This window comes from Pseudomonas sp. IT-93MI4 (genome assembly GCF_949767635.1).
Taxonomy (GTDB): domain Bacteria; phylum Pseudomonadota; class Gammaproteobacteria; order Pseudomonadales; family Pseudomonadaceae; genus Aquipseudomonas; species Aquipseudomonas putida_A.
Genome location: NZ_CATKPP010000006.1, coordinates 98,785 through 119,402 on the forward strand (window position 1 = coordinate 98,785; position 20,618 = coordinate 119,402).

Below are 20,618 nucleotides of genomic sequence, written 5' to 3' on the forward strand. Positions count from 1 at the left end.
ACCCGAGTTTGGGCATGGAAACACAATGCAAAACACCCACCCGGGGCCTCTCTGAATCCTCGCCTAGCCTTAAAGCATTCCCCCTGAGCAAGGACGCTCAAAATGCTTGCCACGCTGCGCCTGTTTTCAGTTCTTTTGCTGAGTTTCACCCCTCTGATCGCCCATGCAGCCTGCCCCGACTGGTCAACCGACAAGGCGCAAATTGAAGTCTCGGCCCTGCAACAGCAAATCGACCAATGGGACGACGCCTACCACCGCGAAGGTCGCTCGCTGATTGCCGACGAACTCTACGATCAATCGCGCCTGCGGCTCACCGAATGGCGCCAGTGCTTCCAGCAACCCGCAGCGCCCGAGCCCTTGCGCAGCGCGTCTGGTTCTATCGCGCATCCGATCGCCCACACCGGTCTGGACAAGCTTCACCAAGCGGCTGCCGTTCAAGCATGGTTAAAGGATCGTCAGGAGGTCTGGGTGCAACCCAAGGTAGATGGCGTGGCGGTCACGCTGATTTACCGTCGCGGCCTGTTGCAGCAAGCGATCAGTCGCGGCGACGGTATCAGCGGCCAGGACTGGACGGCATCGGCGCAAAGGATCGCCGCCATTCCGCAACAATTGACTCAACCGCTGGACCTGTTGGTGCAGGGCGAACTCTACTGGCGCCTGAATCAACATGTGCAGGCCAGCGCCGGCAGCGCCAACGCCCGCGCCACCGTTGCCGGACTGATGAGCCGTAAATCCTTGAGCACAGAACAGGCGTCCGGGATCGGCCTGTTCGTCTGGGACTGGCCGCAGGGGCCGGCGAATCTGCCCGAAAGAACAGCGGCACTGGCGACATTGGGTTTCGCCACGACGGCGCCATTCAGTCAGGCCATCGCCAACCTTGAAGAGGCGCAGCAGTGGCGTGAGCACTGGTATCGATCACCCCTGCCCTTCGCCACTGACGGCATTGTCCTGCGCCAGAGCCAGCGCCCACCGGCTGAGCGTTGGCAGGCGAGCGCGCCCTACTGGGCCGTCGCCTGGAAATACCCGTTTGCCCGGGCGCTGGCCGAGGTGCGCAAAGTGAACTTCAAAGTAGGTCGCAGCGGACGCATCACGCCGGTATTGGAGTTGTCGCCAGTGATGCTCGATGACCGCGAGATCAGACGCGTCAGCGCCGGCTCCCTCAAGCGCTGGCAGACGCTGGATATCCGCCCCGGTGATCAAGTGGCAATCAGCCTGGCCGGGCTGACCATTCCACGACTCGACAGTGTGGTGTTGCGCACCACCGAACGGGCCGCTCTCGAGATTCCCGACACGCGCGATTTTCACGCCTTGAGCTGCTGGCAACCGACACCCGGTTGTGAGAGCCAGTTTCTCGCGCGCCTGACCTGGCTCAGTGGCAAGCAAGGGCTGGCGCTGCAGAATGTCGGGCGCGGTACCTGGGAGAAACTTCTGGAAACAGGCCGCCTGAACAACCTGCTGGATTGGTTGACCCTCGACGAGCCAGAGCTTGCTAACATTGCCGGCTTCGGCGAGCGCAGCAGCGCACGTCTGATCAACAGTTTTCACAGCGCCCGCCAACGGCCGTTCACCCAGTGGCTCAAAGCATTGGGTTTACCGCCAACCGGTCAGGCACAACTGGCCGACTCGTGGCAGGCGCTGGCACAACGCGACACCGAACAATGGCAGGCAGAAGCCGGAATCGGCCCGGGCCGCGCGGCGCAATTGAGCGCATTCTTCCGCGACCCGCAGGTGCTGGCCTTGAGTGACACATTACGCGCCGCCGGAATCGACGGTTTCTGATCACGCAATCCCCCGGCAGCCGGGAACCCAAGGGCCGTCAGACGCTCAAACAGCGCAGTGCCCCCGACCCGACTGCCTTTGCACATGGAGCTTTTATGAAATTTCTTGCACCGCTTGCCTTGCTGACTCTCTGTGGCGTTCTGGCCGCGCCTGTGATGGCTGACGAAGATGCACCGGGCCTGACCGGTTGCGCCGCGAAGAAGCAGGGCATCATCAATCAGCTCGAGCAGGCGAAATCCCGGGGCAACACCGATCAGCAGGCCGGTCTGCAAACCGCTCTGGATGAAGTGACCAAGAACTGCACCGATGCCGGCCTGAAGAAAGAACGCGAAAACAAGGTGCTGGAAGCCAAGCACGAAGTGAGCAAGCGTCAGGCGGATCTCGACAAGGCGATGAAGAAAGGCGATCCGGAGAAGATCAACAAGCGCAAGGACAAGCTCGCCGAGTCGCGCAAAGAGCTGCAGGATGCGCTGGACCAGATCGACAAGTAACCGTTAATGCGGGGAATTTGATGCCCTCTTCGCGAGCAAGCCCGCTCCCACATTTGATTTGTGAACGACACAGATCCAGTGTGGGAGCGGGCTTGCTCGCGAAGGCGTCAGCTCAAACAACAGAAATCAATGATCGCGAAACTCTTTATGGCAAGCGCTGCAGGCATCCTCAACCTTCTGCACCGCAGGCCCGAGGTTACTGGCCTTGTACGGCTGAACCTTGCTGGCGATCACCAGTTCACCGGTGGCCGCCTCAAGGTTACGGGCCAATTCCTGAAAGCGGGCCTGACGCAGCCAGACATCGTCCTTGGCGCTGGTGTGATCTTCTTCACGCACCTGCGGGAAATGCTTCCACGGTTCATGCGACAACGCATCAAGCTTCACCGCGCCTTCGGCGAATTTCGGCCCGTCGAACGGAATGCGTCCGCGCAACATGCCGCCCAGGTCTTCGCCGGTCTTGAGCATCTGCTTGAAGATCGCCTTGCGTTGCCCCAGCGGAGAATTCGGATCGACGCCGCCACAGGCGGACAAGGTCAGACAGGCCAGCAATACAACAGAAATTCTTTTAAGAGTCATGGTGGCTTCAGGTCACGGAATTCGGCGGCCAGTATCCTCGCGTCGCCGACAAACACCAATAGCCCTATTAAAAATACGGGTTGCCGGAGCGCATGGAGCACTTGGGCAACCGGCACAGGAATCACTCCATGAACAGCCGTTTCAAGGCCTGGCGTCACCCACTGATCGCAACCCTGCCACTGCTGGCAATCCTTGCCGGCTGCACCGGTGGCGACACTGCCAAACCGAAAACCCATGCCTTGGCCACTTATTCCAGCGCCACTTGGGAAGCCTTGCCGGCGGTGTCCGACAGCGATCTGGTGGCCGGTTTCGGTTCATGGCGCAGCGCCTGCACCCGACTCAAGGCTGATCCGGTCTGGGGCGGCACCTGCGCGGCAGCCGCCAACGTGCCGCAAAGCGCCAACGAGATTCGCGCGTTCCTCAAGCAGAACCTCGACGTGTTCGGACTGCGCGCCGAGCATGACAACCCCAACGGTCTGATCACCGGTTACTACGAACCGGTCTACCCCGGCAGCCTGACGCCCACCGAGGTGGCGAACGTGCCGGTGTACGGCGTGCCGGAAGACATGATCATCGTCTCGCTGGACAGCATTTACCCGGAACTGAAGGGCAAGCGCCTGCGTGGCCGTCTCGAAGGCCGAGTGCTCAAGCCGTATGACGACGCGGCGACCATCGAGTCCAAAGGCGTCAAAGCGCCGGTAGTGGCGTACCTGACCGATCCAATGAACCTGCAGTTTTTGCAGATCCAGGGTTCCGGGCGGATTCAGACGCCGGATGGCAAACAACTGCGCATCGCCTACGCCGACCAGAACGGCCACCCGTATCGACCGATTGGTCGCTGGCTGGTCGAGCAAGGCGAGCTGAAGAAAGAAGACGTGACCATGAGCGCGATCAGCAACTGGGCCAAGGCCAATCCGTCGCGCATTCCGGAACTGCTGGGCAGCAACCCGAGCTACGTGTTTTTCACTCGCAACCCGGACAGCAACGAAGGCCCACGCGGCTCGCTCAATGTGCCGCTGACCGCCGGCTACAGCGCAGCGGTGGATCGCAAGGTGATTCCGTTGGGCAGCCTGCTGTGGCTGTCGACCACCCGTCCGGACGGCAGCGCTTTGGTTCGCCCGGTCGCGGCGCAGGACACCGGTGGCGCGATTGCCGGCGAGGTGCGTGCGGATCTGTTCTGGGGCACCGGCGATGCTGCCGGGCAACTAGCCGGGGACATGAAGCAGCAGGGGCAGATCTGGATGCTCTGGCCTAAAGGTGCGGCGTTGCCGCAAGTACCGCAGGTGGCCGATACGGTTAAGGACAAGCCTTAAGCGCTCGGCGCCAGAGCTACCGCCTTCGCGGGCAAGCCCGCTCCCACAGGGTTCTTTGGTGTACACAGGATTTGTGCTCGCCATTGATACCTGTGGGAGCGGGCTTGCTCGCGAAGAGGCCGGCAGCAACACCCGAGATTCAGACCGACACAAAGAAGAACGCAGCAATCAGCCCCATCCCGACAAACCACACCAGCGACCGCAAGATCGCCCAATCCGCCAGGTAGCAGATGATGTACAGCAGGCGACTGGTGATAAACAGCACCGCCAGCACATTCACTGTCACTAGCTGCGCCGTGCCCACCAGATGCGCAACAATCACTGCGGCAGCAAATGCCGGCATCACCTCGAAGCTGTTCAACTGCGCCGCATGCGCCCGTCGGGCGACGCCGCCCACGCTATCGAGAAAATCCCGAGGATCATGATTGTCACTGAGCCTGAAACCGCCCGAGACCTTGGCCACAATCGTGCACACATACGGCAGGAAAATCGCGATCAACACACACCACAGAGCCACCGTCATAAAGCCGTCCTTCTTCGAGTGATAGAGAGTTGCGGGCAGTCAGAACTTCATCACCAGCATGCCGATCAATACCAGCCCACAGGCTAAGAGCCGCGGCCTGCCGAAAGGTTCTTTCAGGTACCGCATGCCGAACAGCACCACCAGAATCACGCTGATCTCACGCAATGCCGCCGCCTCGGCAATCGAGCCCAACTGCATCGCCCACAGCACCAGAGCGTAGCTGAACAACACGCAGAACCCGACCGCCAGCCCGAGCTTCCACTGCTCGCGCCAGAACACCAGAAATGCCGGGCGTTTGGCGACCCATGCCAGCAACGGAAACGGCCAGGCGCTGAGCAGCGTGACCCAGACCAGGTAATCCAGTGGATGCGACCAGCGCCGCAAGGCCTGACCATCGATGTAGGTGTAGCAACCGATGCACAAGCCGATCAGCGCCACCACCGGTAGCATCGACCAAGGGAGATGTTTGCCACCACCGCCCTGCCAGAGCAGGCAGGCCATGCCCAGCGGAATCAGCATGATCCCGAGGATCTGCTGCGCAGTGAGCACTTCACCGGCGAAGATCAGGGTCAGCGCCAGCACCACCAACGGCGACAAGCCACGCATCAGCGGGTAGACCAGCCCGAGGTCGCCGACCCGATAAGCTTGAATCAGCAGATAGCGATACAGCAGCTCGAATGCCGCGGAAGCCAGAATCCACGGCCAGATTTCCGTCGGCGGCAGGCTGATGAATGGAAATGCCAGCGCCACGAACAGCAGCGCCACCGTGTCCATGCACGCCACCACCAGCAACCGTTCGGCACTGAACTTGATCAGGGTATTCCACGTCGCATGCAACAGCGCCGCCATTAACACCAGAACTGTCGCCGCCACGTCCCACTCCTTGATTTTTTTGTTGACCCTACACCAATGTCTGCGGCTGACCAACCGAGGGAACGTGATTGTGTCCCCACCCCGAAACAGCCCATCCAACCTTTGCACCGAAGAATCGGGGCGCTGTCTTTCCACCCCTATCCAATGGAGCCCGGATGCTAGAACTTGTCGCCGCTTTTATCTGCCTCACCACCCTTCTCACCTTCGTCAATTACCGTTTCATCGGCCTGCCGCCGACCATCGGCGTTATGGTCACCGCACTGATGTTCTCCCTGCTGCTGCAAGGCCTGAGCGTGCTCGGCTATCCCGGCCTCGAAGAGCGCGTGCAGCAACTGATCGGCCAGATCGACTTCGGCGATCTGCTGATGAACTGGATGCTGTCGTTCCTGCTGTTCGCCGGCGCCCTGCACGTCAACCTGAACGACCTGCGCAGCTATCGCTGGCCCATCGGCCTGTTGGCCACTTTCGGCGTGCTGATTGCCACCGTCGTGATCGGCAGCCTCGCTTTTTACATCTTTGCCCTGTTCGGCTGGCACGTGAGCTTCCTCTACTGCCTGCTGTTCGGCGCGCTGATTTCGCCGACCGACCCGATCGCGGTGCTCGGCGTACTGCGTACCGCCAATGCCTCGAAGCCGCTGAAAACCACCATCGTCGGCGAGTCGCTGTTCAACGACGGCACTGCCGTTGTGGTGTTCACCGTGCTGCTGGGCATCGCCCAACTGGGTGAGACGCCGACCCTCAGCGCCACGGCCATGCTGTTCGTGCACGAAGCCCTTGGCGGCGTGCTGTTTGGCGGACTGATCGGTTATGGGGTGTACCGGATGATCAAAAGCGTCCAGCAGCATCAGATCACGGTGATGCTGACCCTGGCGCTAGTGATCGGCGGTTCGGCGATGGCCACCGAGCTGCACGTCTCGGCGCCGATTGCGATGGTGGTGGCCGGTCTGATCATCGGCAACCTGGGGCGCAACCTGGCGATGAACGACATGACCCGCAAGTACCTCGACGGCTTCTGGGAGCTGCTCGATGACATGCTCAACGCGCTGCTGTTCGCACTGATCGGCATGGAGCTGTTGCTGCTGCCGTTCAACTGGGCGCACGTGGCGGCGGCCAGTTTGCTGGCGCTGGCGATCCTGCTGTCGCGCCTGCTCACCGTGGCCCCGGCCATTGTCCTGCTGCGGCGCTGGCGCACGGTGCCGCGCGGCACCATCCGCATCCTGACCTGGGGCGGTTTGCGCGGCGGGGTCTCGGTGGCACTGGCGCTGGCCCTGCCGCTGGGCCCGGAGCGCGATCTGCTGCTGAGCATCACCTACATCGTGGTGCTGTCGTCGATCCTGCTGCAGGGTCTGACCATCGGTAAACTGGTCAAGCACGCCACCCGTGACGAGCCGACGACCGTGGCTGAACCCGCACACTGATGTATCACCGCAGCGCCGTCGTGCCCCCCCCTCACGACGGACCGCACAGCAAATCAAGCAGATGCCGCATCGCCAATGGGCGGTGCGGCGTCGAGCCATGCATCACCACCAATTCGCGCGCATGACGCTGCCCGTCCTCGACCGGTAATACGTACATCCCTTCCAGCCTCATCCCTGCCCACTGCGGCACCAGCGATACGCCCATCCCCTGCGCGACCAGCATGACGATCGTTTCCAGCGCATCCAGTTCGCACAGCACGTTGGGCTCGATGGCGTGTTCATCGAGGTAGCGCTGAGCAATCTGCCCACCCCACGAGCGTGCGTCATAACGAATGAACGGATGAACGCGCAACAGCGTTTCCAGCGACTGCCCGGCGTACGCGGCTGGAGCCACCAGAATCAGCGGCTCTACCTTGAGTACGACCAGTGCCAATGCCTTGGGCGGCTGGAATGGAGGCCTGACCAGAATCGCTGCGTCCAACTCCCCTGCAAGCACCTTCTCGTAAAGACTTTTCGAGTCACCCGGGGTGATCTTCAGCTTCAAATCAGGTGCTGCAAGCGCCAATCGCTCGATCAAGGTGGGTAACACGCCGGTCAGCGCTGTGGAAATTGCACCGATTGTCAGCTCACCGGCCAACCCATCGGGATGCAGATCGCTCTGTAGATCCTGGGCCAATTCGATGATCGCCCTGATCTTCGGCAGAATCAGCAGGCACTGGTCCGAGGGCCTGGCTGCGTGCGCGGTACGCAGCAGTAACGTGCAACCCAGCAATCTCTCGAGCGCCTGGACGCGCTGACTGATAGCCGCCGCAGTGCGACTCTCGCGCCGTGCCGCTGCCGCAATCGAACCGGTCTCGACCACCGCCACCAGACTTTTCAGAAACCGTACATCCATAAGTTTTCCTTTCGCTCAGAACAAGGCGAAGTCGTTATGCCCCGCCGCACGGTCTGTTTACCCTGAGCGCTCCTTCACTTGGGGACATCGCATGAACAGACCTTTTCACGCTGCATACCATGTTTGCGACCTGGAACAGGCGCGGACTTTTTATCGAGATGTGTTGGGCTGCACCGAAGGCCGCAGTACCGAGACATGGGTCGACTTCGACTTTTTCGGCAATCAGCTCTCGCTTCATGTGGGCACGCCCTTCACCACGACCCGTACCGGCCAGGTTGGCGATCACAAAGTATTGATGCCGCACATTGGCGTCGTCCTGCCGCTGGAGGAGTGGCTGGAGCTGGCCGATCGTTTGAGCCGCCTCGGCACAACGTTTGAAATCCCTCCGGTGATCCGCTTCGCCGGCGAACCCGGCGAGCAGCGCACGATGTTCTTTCTCGATCCCAGCGGCAATCCGATCGAGGTCAAGGGTTTCAAGGACTTCGACGGTCTCTTCGCACACTGAGCTTCACCCCAACAAACACAACAACAAAAGGGGCACATCATGACTACCAGGAAACCCACCAGTCTGGTCACCCGCATCATGCTCGGGCTGGCAGCCGGAATAATCGTCGGCATCCTTCTCAACCAGTTTCCCGAACACAAGATCTGGTTCATCGACAATTTGCTGCAACCGGCCGGTGACCTTTTCATCAGGCTGATGAAAATGATCGTCGTACCGTTGGTCTTTGCGTGCATGGTCGTCGGCATCGCCGGGGCAGGCAGCACCAGGGCATTGGGCCGGGTCGGGATAAAGACGCTGGTTTATTTCTTTACCATCACCAGCATTGCCATCGTCTTCGGACTGATCGTCGGCAATGTTTTTCAGCCCGGCGCCGGCGCGGACTTCAGCAGCACCCTGCAATCACCGGCCATTGGTCTGGCGAATACGGGGGACACACAGAACCTGGGCCGAACTCTGGTGAACATCGTGCCGGACAACATCGTCCTGGCCATGTCCCAGGGCAAGCTGCTCTCCGTGCTGTTTTTCGCGATCCTGTTCGGCTGTGCCCTGTCGATGCTGCCCGAGCCGCAGAAGGCGCCATTGATCGCCGTGATTCAGGCGGTATCGGACACCATGTTCAAGGTCACGCATCTGGTCATGCACTATTCACCCATCGGCATCTTCGGCCTGATCGGGGTCACCGTGGCCAGCTTCGGCCTCAGTGCATTACTGCCGCTGGCGAAGCTGATCGGCATCACTTACGTCGCGGTGTTGCTCTTCGCGTTGGGCGTGCTGGGACTGGTGGCGCGGATGGCCGGCATTCGCTTTTTCCACCTGATTCGGGAAATACGCAGTGAATTGATACTGGCTTACAGCAGTGCTGCGTCGGCCACGGTGATGCCACAACTGATCGAGAAAATGGAGAAGTATGGCGCTCCGCGCCCGATCACCAGCATGGTCATTCCACTGGGGTACTCGTTCAACCTTGATGGCGCCTCGCTGTTCGCGGGACTGGGCACGCTGTTTATCGCCCAGGCGTACGGGATTGATCTGGGTCTGGCGGATCAGGCCATGCTGGTGCTGATCATGGTGTTGACGTCAAAGGGCGCGGCGGGAGTGCCGGGTTTCATGTTCATCATACTCACAGCGACCCTGACCACCGCCGGTTTGCCAGTGGAAGGCGTGGCAATCATCGCCGGCGTCTACCGCTTGATGGACATGCCGGTCACCGCGCTCAATGTGTTGGGCAATGCACTGGCACCGCTGGTCATAGCGCGCTGGGAGGGACAGCTCAAGGCACCTGAAAGCGAACCGACGACAGACCCGGTCAGCCCGCCGTTCAAGGCCTGAAACTATCGGGGCTTGCTGTCGGATTCATCTTCGCGGGGTTTGCCGGAGTTCGGTTTATCCGTCTTGGGCGCCCCGCTTTCGCTGCGGATCTGCGCATGGCTGATCAGGGCGAAGATGAAACTGCCGCCGATGATATTCCCCGCCAGCGTGGGCCCGGCAAACACCATCCAGAAATCACTCCACGGCAGCTCGCCGGCAAACACCAGATACGACACTTCCGCCGAACCGACCACGATGTGGGTGAAGTCGCCCAGCGCCATCAGGTAGGTGATGAGGATGATGATCCACATCTTCGCGCTCTCCATGGACGGGATCATCCAGACCATGGTGGCGATCATCCAGCCTGAGACGATGCCCTTGGCGAACATCTGACTGGCGTGGTTTTCCATGACCTTGCGGCCGATTTCAAGGAAGGCGTGATCAGTCTTGGTGTCGAAGATCGGCAGCTCGAGCATCACGTACGCCACCAGAATCGTCCCGCACAAATTGCCGAACAGGACAACGCCCCACAAGCGGATCAGCCGACCGAAATTGGCCAGGGTCGGTTTGGTCATCACCGGCAGAACCGCGGTGAGGGTGTTTTCGGTGAACAGCTGCTGGCGGGCGAGAATCACCGCGAGGAAACCGGCGCAGTAGCCGAAACTGGCGATGACCTTGAATTCGTCGCCCTCGGGCAGGCGCGAATTGAGCAGGCCCATGCCCATCAGCGACAGACCCATGGTCAGCCCGGCGGCCAGCGCCGACCACCACAACGCGGCAATGCTGCGCTCCAGTTCCTGATCGCCCTGAGTGCGGATGATTTCATGCAGAACCGCCGCGCGGGGCGGCTGGTTTTTCTCGACTTCGTGTTGTTCGTCGGTCGAGAGGTTGGGGGTCTTGCCGTCTGTCGGGGTGGTCATGGCGTGGAAACCGTGGGGGTGGTGTTTACCTACGACCCCGGCGGTTCATGGCTGTTCAGTGGCCAGATGATTCTTCGCTGACTGAACAACCGCATTCGCGAGCAGGCTCGCTCCCACAGGTACAACGCAATCCATGTGGGAGCGGGCTTGCTCGCGAAGGGCGCGCCGCCGATGTTACTTGCTGACCAGTTCATCTTCCTTGAACTGGTCTTTGACGTACTTGATCTCGGTGCGACCGTGCGGCGCCGGCAGGCCGTCTTCGCCGAGGTTGACGAAGACCATCTTCTCGACCGTGAGGATGCTCTTGCGGGTGATCTTGTTGCGCACTTCGCAGGTCAGGGTGATCGAGGTGCGGCCGAACTCGGTGGCAGTGATGCCCAGTTCGATGATGTCGCCCTGGCGCGAGGCGCTGACGAAGTTGATTTCGGAAATGTACTTGGTCACCACGCGCTGATTGCCCAACTGGACGATCGCGTAAATCGCCGCTTCTTCGTCGATCCAGCGCAGCAGGCTGCCGCCGAACAGGGTGCCGTTGGGGTTCAGGTCTTCGGGTTTTACCCATTTGCGGGTGTGGAAATTCATGTTCACTCCTGAGCGTTTGCCGAAAGATGGCGCCATCTTGGCAGACCGAGCGGTCAGGCTCCATGAGCCTTCTACTATGGTCGCTATTAGCGATCTTCATCTGGCCGACAGAAACCCTTTGGAAGATCAGTCTAGACGGCTATAATCGCCCCCGTTTCAAAACGGTAACCTTCACTTGCTACCGTTTTCCCGCCACCTGTCCGAGGGGCGCTGCAGCAGGATCAACCTGTCAGGCTCGGATGGGGCGTTGACTGGCCACGGCCGGACACTAAACGCACAACGGCGCCCATTCGCATACATTACGAATGGAGGCTCTTCATGAGCGCTGTTATCACGCCTGCAGATTTTAACGATTACAAAGTTGCCGACATGTCCCTGGCTGCCTGGGGCCGTCGCGAAACCATCATCGCCGAGTCGGAAATGCCGGCCCTGATGGGTCTGCGCCGCAAGTACGCCTCCGAGCAGCCGCTCAAGGGCGCGAAAATCCTCGGCTGCATCCACATGACCATTCAGACTGCCGTGCTGATCGAAACCCTGGTTGCCCTGGGTGCCGAAGTACGCTGGTCGTCCTGCAACATATTCTCGACTCAGGATCAGGCCGCTGCGTCCATCGCTGCCGCCGGCATCCCGGTTTTCGCCTGGAAAGGCGAGACTGAAGAAGAGTACGAGTGGTGCCTGGAGCAGACCATCCTGAAAGATGGCCAGCCATGGGACGCCAACATGATCCTCGACGACGGCGGCGACCTGACTCAGCTGCTGCACGACAAGTACCCACAGGTGCTGGACCGCGTTCACGGCGTGACCGAAGAAACCACCACCGGCGTTCACCGCCTGCTGGACATGCTGGCAAAGGGCGAGCTGAAGATCCCGGCGATCAACGTCAACGACTCGGTGACCAAGTCCAAGAACGACAACAAGTACGGCTGCCGTCACAGCCTGAACGATGCGATCAAGCGCGGCACCGACCACCTGCTGTCCGGCAAGCAAGCGCTGGTCATCGGTTACGGTGACGTGGGTAAGGGTTCGGCCCAGTCCCTGCGTCAGGAAGGCATGATCGTCAAGGTTTCCGAAGTTGACCCGATCTGCGCCATGCAGGCCTGCATGGACGGTTTCGAACTGGTTTCGCCGTTCATCGACGGCATCAACAACGGCACCGAAGCAAGCATCGACAAAGCGCTGCTGGGCAAGATCGACCTGATCGTGACCACCACCGGTAACGTCAATGTTTGCGACGCGAACATGCTCAAAGCCCTGAAGAAGCGCGCTGTTGTCTGCAACATCGGTCACTTCGACAACGAAATCGACACCGCTTTCATGCGCAAGAACTGGGCATGGGAAGAAGTGAAGCCACAGGTACACAAGATCCACCGTACCGGCCCGGGCGCTTTCGACGCACAGAACGACGACTACCTGATCCTGCTGGCCGAAGGCCGTCTGGTGAACCTGGGCAACGCCACCGGTCACCCGAGCCGCATCATGGACGGTTCGTTCGCCAACCAGGTACTGGCGCAGATCTTCCTGTTCGGCCAGAAGTACGCCGACCTGTCGCCAGCCGAGAAAGCCGAGCGTCTGACCGTTGAAGTACTGCCGAAGAAACTCGACGAAGAAGTGGCCCTGGAAATGGTGCGCGGCTTCGGCGGCGTGGTCACTCAACTGACCAAGCAACAGGCTGACTACATCGGCGTCACCGTCGAAGGCCCGTTCAAGCCGCACGCTTACCGCTACTGATTGACGCGGCGGCCTGCTCTCCCTGTGGGAGCGGGCTTGCTCGCGAAAGCGGTCTGTCATTCAGCATTGATGTTGCCTGACCCGCCGCTTTCGCGAGCAAGCCCGCTCCCACATGGGCGGTGCAAGCCTCACAGGCTTCGTGTTTCCAAGGGTATTTCCCATGTCCCAAGACCGTCGCTACAGCTTCGAGTTCTTCCCGACCAAGACCGATGCTGGGCATGAAAAACTGCTCAACGTTGCCCGTCAGTTGGCAACGTACAACCCCGACTTCTTCTCCTGCACCTATGGCGCTGGTGGTTCGACCCGTGATCGCACCCTCAACACCGTTCTGCAACTGGAAAGCGAAGTCAAAGTACCGGCCGCCCCGCACCTGTCGTGCGTCGGCGACAGCAAGGACGACCTGCGCGGCCTGCTGAACGAGTACAAGGCGGCCGGCATCAAGCGCATCGTTGCGCTGCGCGGTGACCTGCCGTCCGGCATGGGCATGACCAGCGGCGAGCTGCGTCACGCCAACGAACTGGTTGAATTCATTCGTGAAGAAACCGGTGATCATTTCCACATCGAAGTTGCCGCTTACCCGGAGATGCATCCGCAAGCGCGTAATTACGAAGACGATCTCGCCAACTTCGTGCGCAAGGCCCGCGCCGGTGCCGACAGCGCGATCACCCAGTACTTCTTCAACGCCGACAGCTACTTCTACTTCGTCGACCGTTTGCAGGCGCTGGGCGTGGATATTCCAGTCGTGCCGGGGATCATGCCGATCACCAACTACAGCAAGCTGGCGCGTTTCTCCGATGCCTGCGGTGCGGAAATTCCGCGCTGGATCCGCAAGCAACTGGAAGCCTATGGCGATGACAGCCAAAGCATTCAGCGCTTCGGCGAGCAAGTTGTCAGCGAAATGTGCGAACGCCTGCTGCAAGGTGGCGCACCAGGGCTGCACTTCTATTCCATGAACCAGGCTGAGCCTAGTCTGGCGATCTGGAATAACCTGAAGCTGCCACGTTAAGCACTAAAAGAAAGATCAAAAGATCGCAGCCTTCGGCAGCTCCTACAGGGGTGTCGTTGCTGCGATTTTTTGCTTTTGAATCCCCGAATTAGAGCTTGTGCAGGCACTTTCTGGCTCTTTCGCGTTTCTCGTCGTAATCTCAAGCCATGCCTTTTTTCGCGCAGTTACTCACCGTGCTGGTTTTTGCTTGCCTGAGCTTTGCCGCTCGGGGCGAGAAATTGCGTATTGTCACCGAGCCGTGGGCACCTTACGTCTACGAAGAGGGCGGCAAGAACCTCGGACTGGACTACGAAACCACCGCCATTGTGTTCAAGCGCCTGGGGATTGAGGTCGAATGGCAGTTCCTGCCGTGGAAGCGCTGCCTGTCGATGCTCGAGACCGGCCAGGCCGACGGCGCACTGGACATCTTTCACAGCGACGAGCGCGATGCCACCCTGCTCTACCCCATCGAACCGCTGTCGGACGTCGAGTTCGTGATGTTCTACGCCAACGACCGTCCCCATCCGTTCCGCCAGCTCGAAGACCTCAAAGGCCTGACCATCGGCACTTCGCCGGGCTATCTGTACAGCCCGGATTTCAGTCAGTCGACACTGTTTACCCGTGAACCGGCACCGACCCACGAAGCCAACTTCGGCAAACTGCTGCGCGGACGCATCGACTTGCTGATCACCGATCGCCGCGTGGGTCAGCATTTGCTCGATCAACTGAATATTCGCGATCAAATCACCGAAAACCCCACGGTCATCAGCCGTCAGAGCCAATATCTGGCGGTTCGACGCAATGCCGGGATGGACTTGCTGGTGGCGCGTTTCGGTGCCGAACTCAAGCGTTTCAAGCGCGAACCGGCCTACGCCGAGCTCAGCGCACGCTATGGCGCCGCCCCGGTCGATGCCGTGCCGCTGGGCAATGCTTCGGCCAGCCGCAAAACCGTTGAGCAGCAGGAAAGCAGCGCGCAGTGATTGCTCTGTTATACTCCGGCGTTCCCGCCAGGCTCACGCCCGGACGCCCGGAACCGTAACAGGCCTCTCGACCCGCTACAGCGCAGCTTTCAGCCCGCGCGAGCGCTCCTGACGTGCCTTCGGAACCGCAGCAGGACCGGACGGGATCGCGTCCTCTTAAACGCGATTCGCGCCAGGCAAGACTCCCATTGGGCCAAGCCCTAACTAAAACAGGATTACTCATGTCCTTTGCTTCCCTCGGTCTCTCCGAGGCTTTAGTCCGTGCCATCGAAGATGCGGGCTATACCGAGCCTACTCCGGTGCAACAGCGGGCCATTCCCGCCGTGTTGCAAGGTCGCGACCTGATGGTTGCGGCACAGACAGGTACCGGTAAAACCGGCGGTTTCGCCCTTCCGATCCTGGAGCGGTTGTTCCCCAACGGTCACCCGGACAAATCCCAGCGTCATGGCCCGCGCCAACCGCGCGTTCTGGTCCTGACCCCGACCCGCGAACTCGCGGCCCAGGTACACGAGAGCTTCAAGATCTACGCCCGTGACCTGAAATTCGTCAGCGCCTGCATCTTCGGCGGCGTCGGCATGAATCCGCAGGTCCAGGCCATGTCCCGTGGCGTTGACGTGCTCGTCGCGTGCCCGGGTCGTCTGCTCGACCTCGCCGGCCAGGGCAGCGTCGATCTGTCCCACGTCGAAATCCTCGTCCTCGACGAAGCCGACCGCATGCTCGATATGGGCTTCGTCCACGACGTGAAGAAAGTCCTCGCGCGTCTGCCGGCCAAGCGTCAGAACCTGCTGTTCTCGGCAACGTTCTCCAAAGACATCACCGATCTTGCCGGCAAGCTGCTGCACAACCCGGAACGCATCGAAGTCACGCCGCCGAACACCACGGTCGAGCGCATCGAGCAACGCGTGTTCCGTCTGCCGGCCAGCCACAAGCGTGCCCTGCTGGCGCACCTGATCACCGCCGGCGCCTGGGAACAGGTACTGGTGTTCACCCGCACCAAGCACGGCGCCAACCGTCTGGCCGAGTACCTGGACAAACACGGCCTGCCGGCTGTGGCGATCCACGGCAACAAGAGCCAGAACGCCCGCACCAAAGCCCTGGCCGATTTCAAGGCCGGTGAAGTGCGCATCCTGGTCGCGACCGACATCGCCGCGCGCGGTCTGGACATCGACCAGTTGCCACACGTGGTCAACTTCGAGCTGCCAAACGTCGATGAAGACTACGTGCACCGTATCGGCCGTACTGGCCGCGCCGGTCGTTCGGGCGAGGCGATCTCGCTGGTGGCCCCGGACGAAGAAAAACTGCTGAAAAGCATCGAACGCATGACCAAGCAGAAAATCGCCGACGGCGACCTGATGGGCTTCGATGCCAGCACCATCGAGGCCGAGAAGCCTGAAGTGCGTGAGCGTCCGGACATGCGCAACCCGCGCAACGCCCGTGGCCCGCGTGGCGACGGCCCGAATGGCGGCGGTGGTGGCGGCGGTCGCAAGGACAAAGGCAAAGACAAGGGCAAGGAAAAACCCGCCGGCGAACGCGGCGAGCGCCCTGCCCGTCAGCAGAAACCACGTGAAGGCACCCCGGCCCGCGAACAGCGTCCGAGCCAGCCACCACGCGCGGCGGCTGATCGTGCACCGGACGAGTTCCTCGACGACGATATCGATAACTTCGGTAACCGCGTTGATTACGTGCCGAAAGCTGCTCCTGCCGGTGGCCGTGGTCGCCGTCCAGGCGCGCCAGCTCAGGGCGCAGGTGCAGGCGCTCCACGCGGCGGTCAGTCGCAAGGTCGCCAGAACGGCCCGCGTAACAGCAACGGTTCGAGCACCGGCACCCCACCGGGCAAACGCAACGGCCCGCGCAACGGTGCTCCCCGTGATGGCCAGGGCCGTCGTGACGAGTCCTCGCGCAACCGCCGCCCGGCTCGCGACGATCAGCAACGCGCCGAACCGGCCGTGCAGAACCCGCGCAGCACCGGGCCGAAGATCATGCACAAGGAGTCCAAGGCAGACCGCTTCCCGACGCCTGAGCAGCTCGATCAACTGCCGACCCGTCCGCGCGGCGAAAAACCAGCTTTGCTGACCCGCAATCGCTGAGTTATCGCGGCAATGAAAAATGCCCCGGTTCGAAAGAGCAGGGGCATTTTTTTATGCCGTCACAAATATCCTGAATCGCACACTCCCCCCTGTGGGAGCGGGCTTGCTCGCGAATGCGTCGGATCAGTCGAAACTTATGTTGAATGACACACTGCATTCGCGAGCAAGCCCGCTCCCACAATGGATCTGTAGTGTGCCGCAATAAAAAACGCCCCCGGCCTTACGACCGGGGGCGTTTTTGTATGGCGGCGAAAATTACTTCGCTTTCACACCTTCGAACGAGATGTACAGGTCGACCTTGTCGGACTGTGGACCCAGATCCATCATCTTGCCGAAATCAGAGCGCTTGATGCTGGTGGTGCCTTCAAAGCCGGCACGGTAGCCGCCCCATGGATCCTTGCCTTCGCCCAGGAACACAGCCTTGACCACGATTGGCTTGGTCACGCCGTGCAGGGTCAGGTCGCCGGTCACGTCGGCAGTGTCTTTGCCCTCGGCGTTCTTGCCGGTGGATTTGACGCTGGTGGAGACGAACTTGGCGTCAGCGTATTTGCCCACGTCCAGGAAGTCTTTGCTGGAGATGTGCTTGTCGCGCTCGGCGTGGTTGGTGAACACGCTGGCGGTTTTCACGTTGAATTCGATTTTGCTGTCTTCAGGCTTGGCGGCGTCGAAGCTGAACTTGCCGTCGATGTCCTTGAAGGTACCGGTGATGTAGCTGTAGCCCAGGTGGCTGATCTTGAAGTCGACGAAAGCGTGCTGGCCTTCCTTGTCGACGGTGTAATCAGCAGCCATCACGTTCGCGGACAGTACGGCCGAACCGATTGCCAGAGCGGCCAGAGTCTTTTTCAACATGCTTTCTTTTCCTTTGAGTCGAGGTTGAATTTCAGGCTTTGCGACCGAGCATTCGAGTGAGGGTCGCATCACGATCGATAAAGTGGTGCTTCAATGCTGCCAACGCATGGAGACCGGAAAAAATTACCAGCGCCCATGCCAGCCAGAGATGAATCACCCCAGCGGTGTCTGCCTGATCCGGTAGCCCGGAAACCAGTGCAGGAACTTCAAACAGGCCAAACACCGGGATCCCGACACCGTCTGCGGTGGAAATCAGGTAACCGGCAAGCATCACAGCGAACAGCCCGACGTACAGAAACCCGTGGCCGAATTTGGCGCCGATGCGGGTCATGCGGCTGTAGCTTTGCAGCGTCGGTGGCGGTGGGCTGATAAAGCGCCACAACACCCGCAACACCATCACACCCAGCAGCACCAGACCGATGCTCTTGTGCAGATCCGGCGCGTCTTTGCGCCAGCTGCTGTAGTAATCCAGCCCCACCATCCACAGACCCAGCGCGAACAGCCCGAAGACCGCCAGCGCCACGCCCCAGTGCATGAAGATGCTGACCCAACCATAGCGTGAAGCAGAGTTACGTAGCTGCATTGCCCAAATCCTGTGAGAACTGCGAACCAAGACTAGCGAGTTATCTATCGAATTAAAGCGGAAAATTTTGCTTTGAAATATCGAGAAATACGATCAAGAGTCTGTAAGTGGCTTGTTAAGGAAAGATTAAGCGGGAAAAGTGTGGCGGGATGTTGTTGCCAGACAATGGAATTGCGTTGTCTGAGCGAGCCCTTCGCGAGCAGGCTCGCTTCCACAGGTGATCGCATTCTCTCTGAAAGCGCTCGGTCAAATGTGGGAGCGAGCCTGCTCGCGAAAGCGATCTGACAGGCAAAAAAAAGCGCGGCATAAACGCCGCGCTTTTTTCATTCACCGCAAGGCTTACTGCGCCTTGGTATCGGTCGTTGCCGCCGGAGCTGCTGCGGGCTTGGCCGCAGGTTTCGCCGCTGGCTTCTTCGCCGGCTCAGCCTTCTTCGCTGCAGGTTTCTTCGCGTCGGTTTTCGCTGCAGGCTTCTTCGCTGCAGGCTTGGCCGCCGCTTTCTTCGCCGGTTCAGCCTTCACCGGGGTCGCTGGTTTCGGCGCTTCCACCGGAGCTGGCGCAGGTGCCGGAGCCGGTGCAGGCGCTGGGGTGACCGGTGCTGGAGCCGGCTCAGGCGCCTTCACAGGTTCTGGCTTCTTCTCGTCATCCGAACCGCCAAACAGGTTGCTGAAGAAGTTGCCCTTCTTCGCCGCCACGGCACCTGCCGCGCCTGCCGCTGCTGCGGCCGGAACCACTTTGACCGGTTCAAACGACTTGCCGGCAGCCAGGTCTTCAACCTGACTGGCCGCACGCTGACCGGTGCGCAGCGCGCCTTCCAGAGTGCCCGGATACAGGGTGTCGGTGTGTTCGCCGGCAAACGCTACGCGTTGCAGTGGGCGCTCCCACATGCGCCAGAACTTGCTGATCTGGCCCGGGCCGTAAGCCAGGTAGGCGCCGCCCATCGACGGGTCGGTGCTGTAGCGACGGATTTCATAACCGGTGAACGAGCCACGGGCCTGTGGATAAAACGCGTGCAGACGGATCAGCACCTGATCGACCATCTGCTTGTCGCCGAACGCTTGCATCACGCGGGCATTGTCGCCGGACAGGTTGATCACCACGTTGGCGCCACCTTTCAGCGCCGGCTCGATCCAGAGCATGCCGAGGCCGGCGTTACTGTAGATCTCACCGGACATGCGCGCCTTGCTTTCCCACACAGGCGTCTTGAACTTCAACATGATCTGGTCGCGCCAGCCGTAGTTGGTGCCCTTGATCGCGGCCAGGTGCTGAGCGTCCAGCGCCGGGGTCAAAGCAATCTTGTTCAGCGCGCGCAATGGCACGGCCAGCACCACGTAGTCAGCCTGATAGCCAACACTGCCGACCTTGACGGTCACGCCATCCTTGTCCTGAGTGATCGCGGAAACCGGCGAGTTGGTCTTGATGGTCTTGATCTGCTTGACGAACGCCTGGGCCAGTACCTGGCTGCCGCCGACCAGACGCGAGGCGCGCAGGTCACGGTCGGAGACGCCGCGATAAACGCGGTTCTGCTGGGCAAAATACAGCAGCGACAGCCGCGAAGGCTCGTCGTAGTGGGTGCGGATGTCCTGGTTGATCAGCTGACGCGCGGTGGCCGGCAGGTTCTGCTTGTCGAGCCAGCTCGAGACGTTGATCTGGTCCAGTGCATGCAGGGTATTGGTCGCGGCCGGGTTCTGCGGGTCGTCGATCGAGCGTGCCAGATCGTCGAGGGTTTTCTGGTAGCGCTTCAGGGCATCGGCGGTGGCCGGCTGCTTGGTCGCCAGATCGGCAGCGGAGAAATATTCACCGTCGATCAGATAACCCGGTGTACGCACAAATTCAGGGGCTGGCGTGGTGCCCAGCTTGAAGGTCGAGACGTACTTGTTCAGCACCGGCTGGGTCTTGTCGTTGCCGATCCACTCGCTGGTGGCCATGCCCGAGCGACCGCCGAGGCTCGGCTTGGCTTCGAGCAGCGTGACCTGCCAGCCCTTGTTTTGCAGCTCGTAAGCTGCGGTCAGGCCCGACAGGCCGCCGCCGATCACGATTGCGGTTTTATCCTTGGCCAGCGCCGTAACGCTGAACAGCCCCAACATCACCAGCGCACAGGCGCGCAGCCAACCGACAGACATTCAGCGAACTCCGGAAATACACGTAGGAAAAAAGCAGTTTTGCGGGTCAGACGACCCAAAGAACCGCGAAGAATACGTCAGCCATCAAAACGCCGCCAGCGA

At 60.7% G+C, this 20,618-nt stretch carries 19 protein-coding genes and 1 riboswitch; of the genes, 10 read left to right on the top strand and 9 right to left on the bottom strand.

Features of this window, described 5'->3' with window-relative positions; genetic code table 11:
• Window positions 1-102: 102 nt before the first annotated feature.
• On the top strand, window positions 103-1,779 hold the full coding sequence (ligB, locus tag ACM6I7_RS05270; RefSeq protein WP_414888095.1) for an NAD-dependent DNA ligase LigB: 1,677 nt from the start codon (window positions 103-105) through the stop codon (window positions 1,777-1,779).
• Between the two features lie 95 nt (window positions 1,780-1,874).
• Complete coding sequence (locus ACM6I7_RS05275) at window positions 1,875-2,270, top strand: DUF1090 domain-containing protein (RefSeq protein WP_007961884.1); 396 nt, start codon at window positions 1,875-1,877, stop codon at window positions 2,268-2,270.
• Between the two features lie 126 nt (window positions 2,271-2,396).
• Here ACM6I7_RS05275 and ACM6I7_RS05280 read toward each other — a convergent pair whose 3' ends face one another.
• Window positions 2,397-2,846: a c-type cytochrome gene (locus ACM6I7_RS05280; protein ID WP_027610619.1), complete on the bottom strand. Its 450-nt coding sequence runs from the start codon at window positions 2,844-2,846 to the stop codon at window positions 2,397-2,399.
• 128 nt (window positions 2,847-2,974) lie between these two features.
• Here ACM6I7_RS05280 and ACM6I7_RS05285 point away from each other — a divergent pair, with 128 nt between their 5' ends.
• Window positions 2,975-4,159 (top strand): murein transglycosylase A, encoded by a 1,185-nt coding sequence (locus tag ACM6I7_RS05285; protein WP_027610618.1) that lies wholly within the window; start codon window positions 2,975-2,977, stop codon window positions 4,157-4,159.
• Window positions 4,160-4,298: 139 nt separating this feature from the next.
• On the opposite strand, the gene ACM6I7_RS05290 is transcribed toward ACM6I7_RS05285, so the two are convergent.
• Both ACM6I7_RS05290 and ACM6I7_RS05295 read right to left on the bottom strand, forming a co-directional pair.
• Window positions 4,299-4,682 carry an MAPEG family protein gene (locus ACM6I7_RS05290; RefSeq protein WP_027610617.1) on the bottom strand — a complete coding sequence of 128 codons (384 nt, stop codon included), beginning with the start codon at window positions 4,680-4,682 and terminating at the stop codon, window positions 4,299-4,301.
• A 39-nt stretch (window positions 4,683-4,721) separates the two neighbouring features.
• Window positions 4,722-5,555 carry an EamA family transporter gene (locus ACM6I7_RS05295; RefSeq protein WP_414888096.1) on the bottom strand — a complete coding sequence of 278 codons (834 nt, stop codon included), beginning with the start codon at window positions 5,553-5,555 and terminating at the stop codon, window positions 4,722-4,724.
• Between the two features lie 155 nt (window positions 5,556-5,710).
• Here ACM6I7_RS05295 and ACM6I7_RS05300 point away from each other — a divergent pair, with 155 nt between their 5' ends.
• The gene (locus ACM6I7_RS05300; protein WP_103369190.1) at window positions 5,711-6,973 is read left to right on the top strand and encodes a cation:proton antiporter; all 1,263 of its coding nucleotides are present in this window, start codon (window positions 5,711-5,713) and stop codon (window positions 6,971-6,973) included.
• 31 nt (window positions 6,974-7,004) lie between these two features.
• Here ACM6I7_RS05300 and ACM6I7_RS05305 read toward each other — a convergent pair whose 3' ends face one another.
• Complete coding sequence (locus tag ACM6I7_RS05305; RefSeq protein WP_097089010.1) at window positions 7,005-7,868, bottom strand: LysR family transcriptional regulator; 864 nt, start codon at window positions 7,866-7,868, stop codon at window positions 7,005-7,007.
• 91 nt (window positions 7,869-7,959) lie between these two features.
• On the opposite strand from ACM6I7_RS05305, the gene ACM6I7_RS05310 reads away from it, so the two are divergent.
• Window positions 7,960-8,373, top strand: a complete 414-nt coding sequence (locus ACM6I7_RS05310) for a VOC family protein (protein ID WP_027610613.1) — start codon at window positions 7,960-7,962, stop codon at window positions 8,371-8,373.
• 39 nt (window positions 8,374-8,412) lie between these two features.
• Window positions 8,413-9,702 (top strand): cation:dicarboxylate symporter family transporter, encoded by a 1,290-nt coding sequence (locus tag ACM6I7_RS05315; RefSeq protein ID WP_346649874.1) that lies wholly within the window; start codon window positions 8,413-8,415, stop codon window positions 9,700-9,702.
• A 2-nt stretch (window positions 9,703-9,704) separates the two neighbouring features.
• Here the strand turns inward: ACM6I7_RS05315 and ACM6I7_RS05320 are convergent, their stop codons facing one another.
• A complete protein-coding gene (locus ACM6I7_RS05320) occupies window positions 9,705-10,601 on the bottom strand; it encodes a formate/nitrite transporter family protein (protein ID WP_115988718.1) in 897 nt (298 codons plus the stop codon).
• Between the two features lie 174 nt (window positions 10,602-10,775).
• A complete protein-coding gene (locus ACM6I7_RS05325; protein WP_027610610.1) occupies window positions 10,776-11,183 on the bottom strand; it encodes an acyl-CoA thioesterase in 408 nt (135 codons plus the stop codon).
• Between the two features lie 196 nt (window positions 11,184-11,379).
• Window positions 11,380-11,478, top strand: a riboswitch (S-adenosyl-L-homocysteine riboswitch).
• Window positions 11,479-11,501: 23 nt separating this feature from the next.
• Between ACM6I7_RS05325 and ahcY the strand changes: the two genes are divergently transcribed.
• From ahcY to ACM6I7_RS05345, 4 genes are all read left to right on the top strand, one after another.
• Window positions 11,502-12,911 carry an adenosylhomocysteinase gene (gene ahcY / locus ACM6I7_RS05330; protein WP_027610609.1) on the top strand — a complete coding sequence of 470 codons (1,410 nt, stop codon included), beginning with the start codon at window positions 11,502-11,504 and terminating at the stop codon, window positions 12,909-12,911.
• A 160-nt stretch (window positions 12,912-13,071) separates the two neighbouring features.
• Window positions 13,072-13,917 carry a methylenetetrahydrofolate reductase [NAD(P)H] gene (metF, locus tag ACM6I7_RS05335; protein WP_003229047.1) on the top strand — a complete coding sequence of 282 codons (846 nt, stop codon included), beginning with the start codon at window positions 13,072-13,074 and terminating at the stop codon, window positions 13,915-13,917.
• Window positions 13,918-14,063: 146 nt separating this feature from the next.
• Window positions 14,064-14,876 (top strand): substrate-binding periplasmic protein, encoded by an 813-nt coding sequence (locus ACM6I7_RS05340; RefSeq protein WP_115988717.1) that lies wholly within the window; start codon window positions 14,064-14,066, stop codon window positions 14,874-14,876.
• 221 nt (window positions 14,877-15,097) lie between these two features.
• Window positions 15,098-16,963: a DEAD/DEAH box helicase gene (locus tag ACM6I7_RS05345; RefSeq protein ID WP_027610606.1), complete on the top strand. Its 1,866-nt coding sequence runs from the start codon at window positions 15,098-15,100 to the stop codon at window positions 16,961-16,963.
• Window positions 16,964-17,218: 255 nt separating this feature from the next.
• Here the strand turns inward: ACM6I7_RS05345 and ACM6I7_RS05350 are convergent, their stop codons facing one another.
• The 3 genes from ACM6I7_RS05350 to ACM6I7_RS05360 form a co-directional block, all read right to left on the bottom strand.
• A complete protein-coding gene (locus tag ACM6I7_RS05350; protein WP_027610605.1) occupies window positions 17,219-17,812 on the bottom strand; it encodes a YceI family protein in 594 nt (197 codons plus the stop codon).
• A gap of 31 nt (window positions 17,813-17,843) precedes the next feature.
• Window positions 17,844-18,395 carry a cytochrome b gene (locus tag ACM6I7_RS05355; RefSeq protein WP_047596555.1) on the bottom strand — a complete coding sequence of 184 codons (552 nt, stop codon included), beginning with the start codon at window positions 18,393-18,395 and terminating at the stop codon, window positions 17,844-17,846.
• Window positions 18,396-18,734: 339 nt separating this feature from the next.
• The gene (locus tag ACM6I7_RS05360) at window positions 18,735-20,516 is read right to left on the bottom strand and encodes a flavin monoamine oxidase family protein (RefSeq protein ID WP_027610603.1); all 1,782 of its coding nucleotides are present in this window, start codon (window positions 20,514-20,516) and stop codon (window positions 18,735-18,737) included.
• Window positions 20,517-20,618 lie beyond the last annotated feature (102 nt).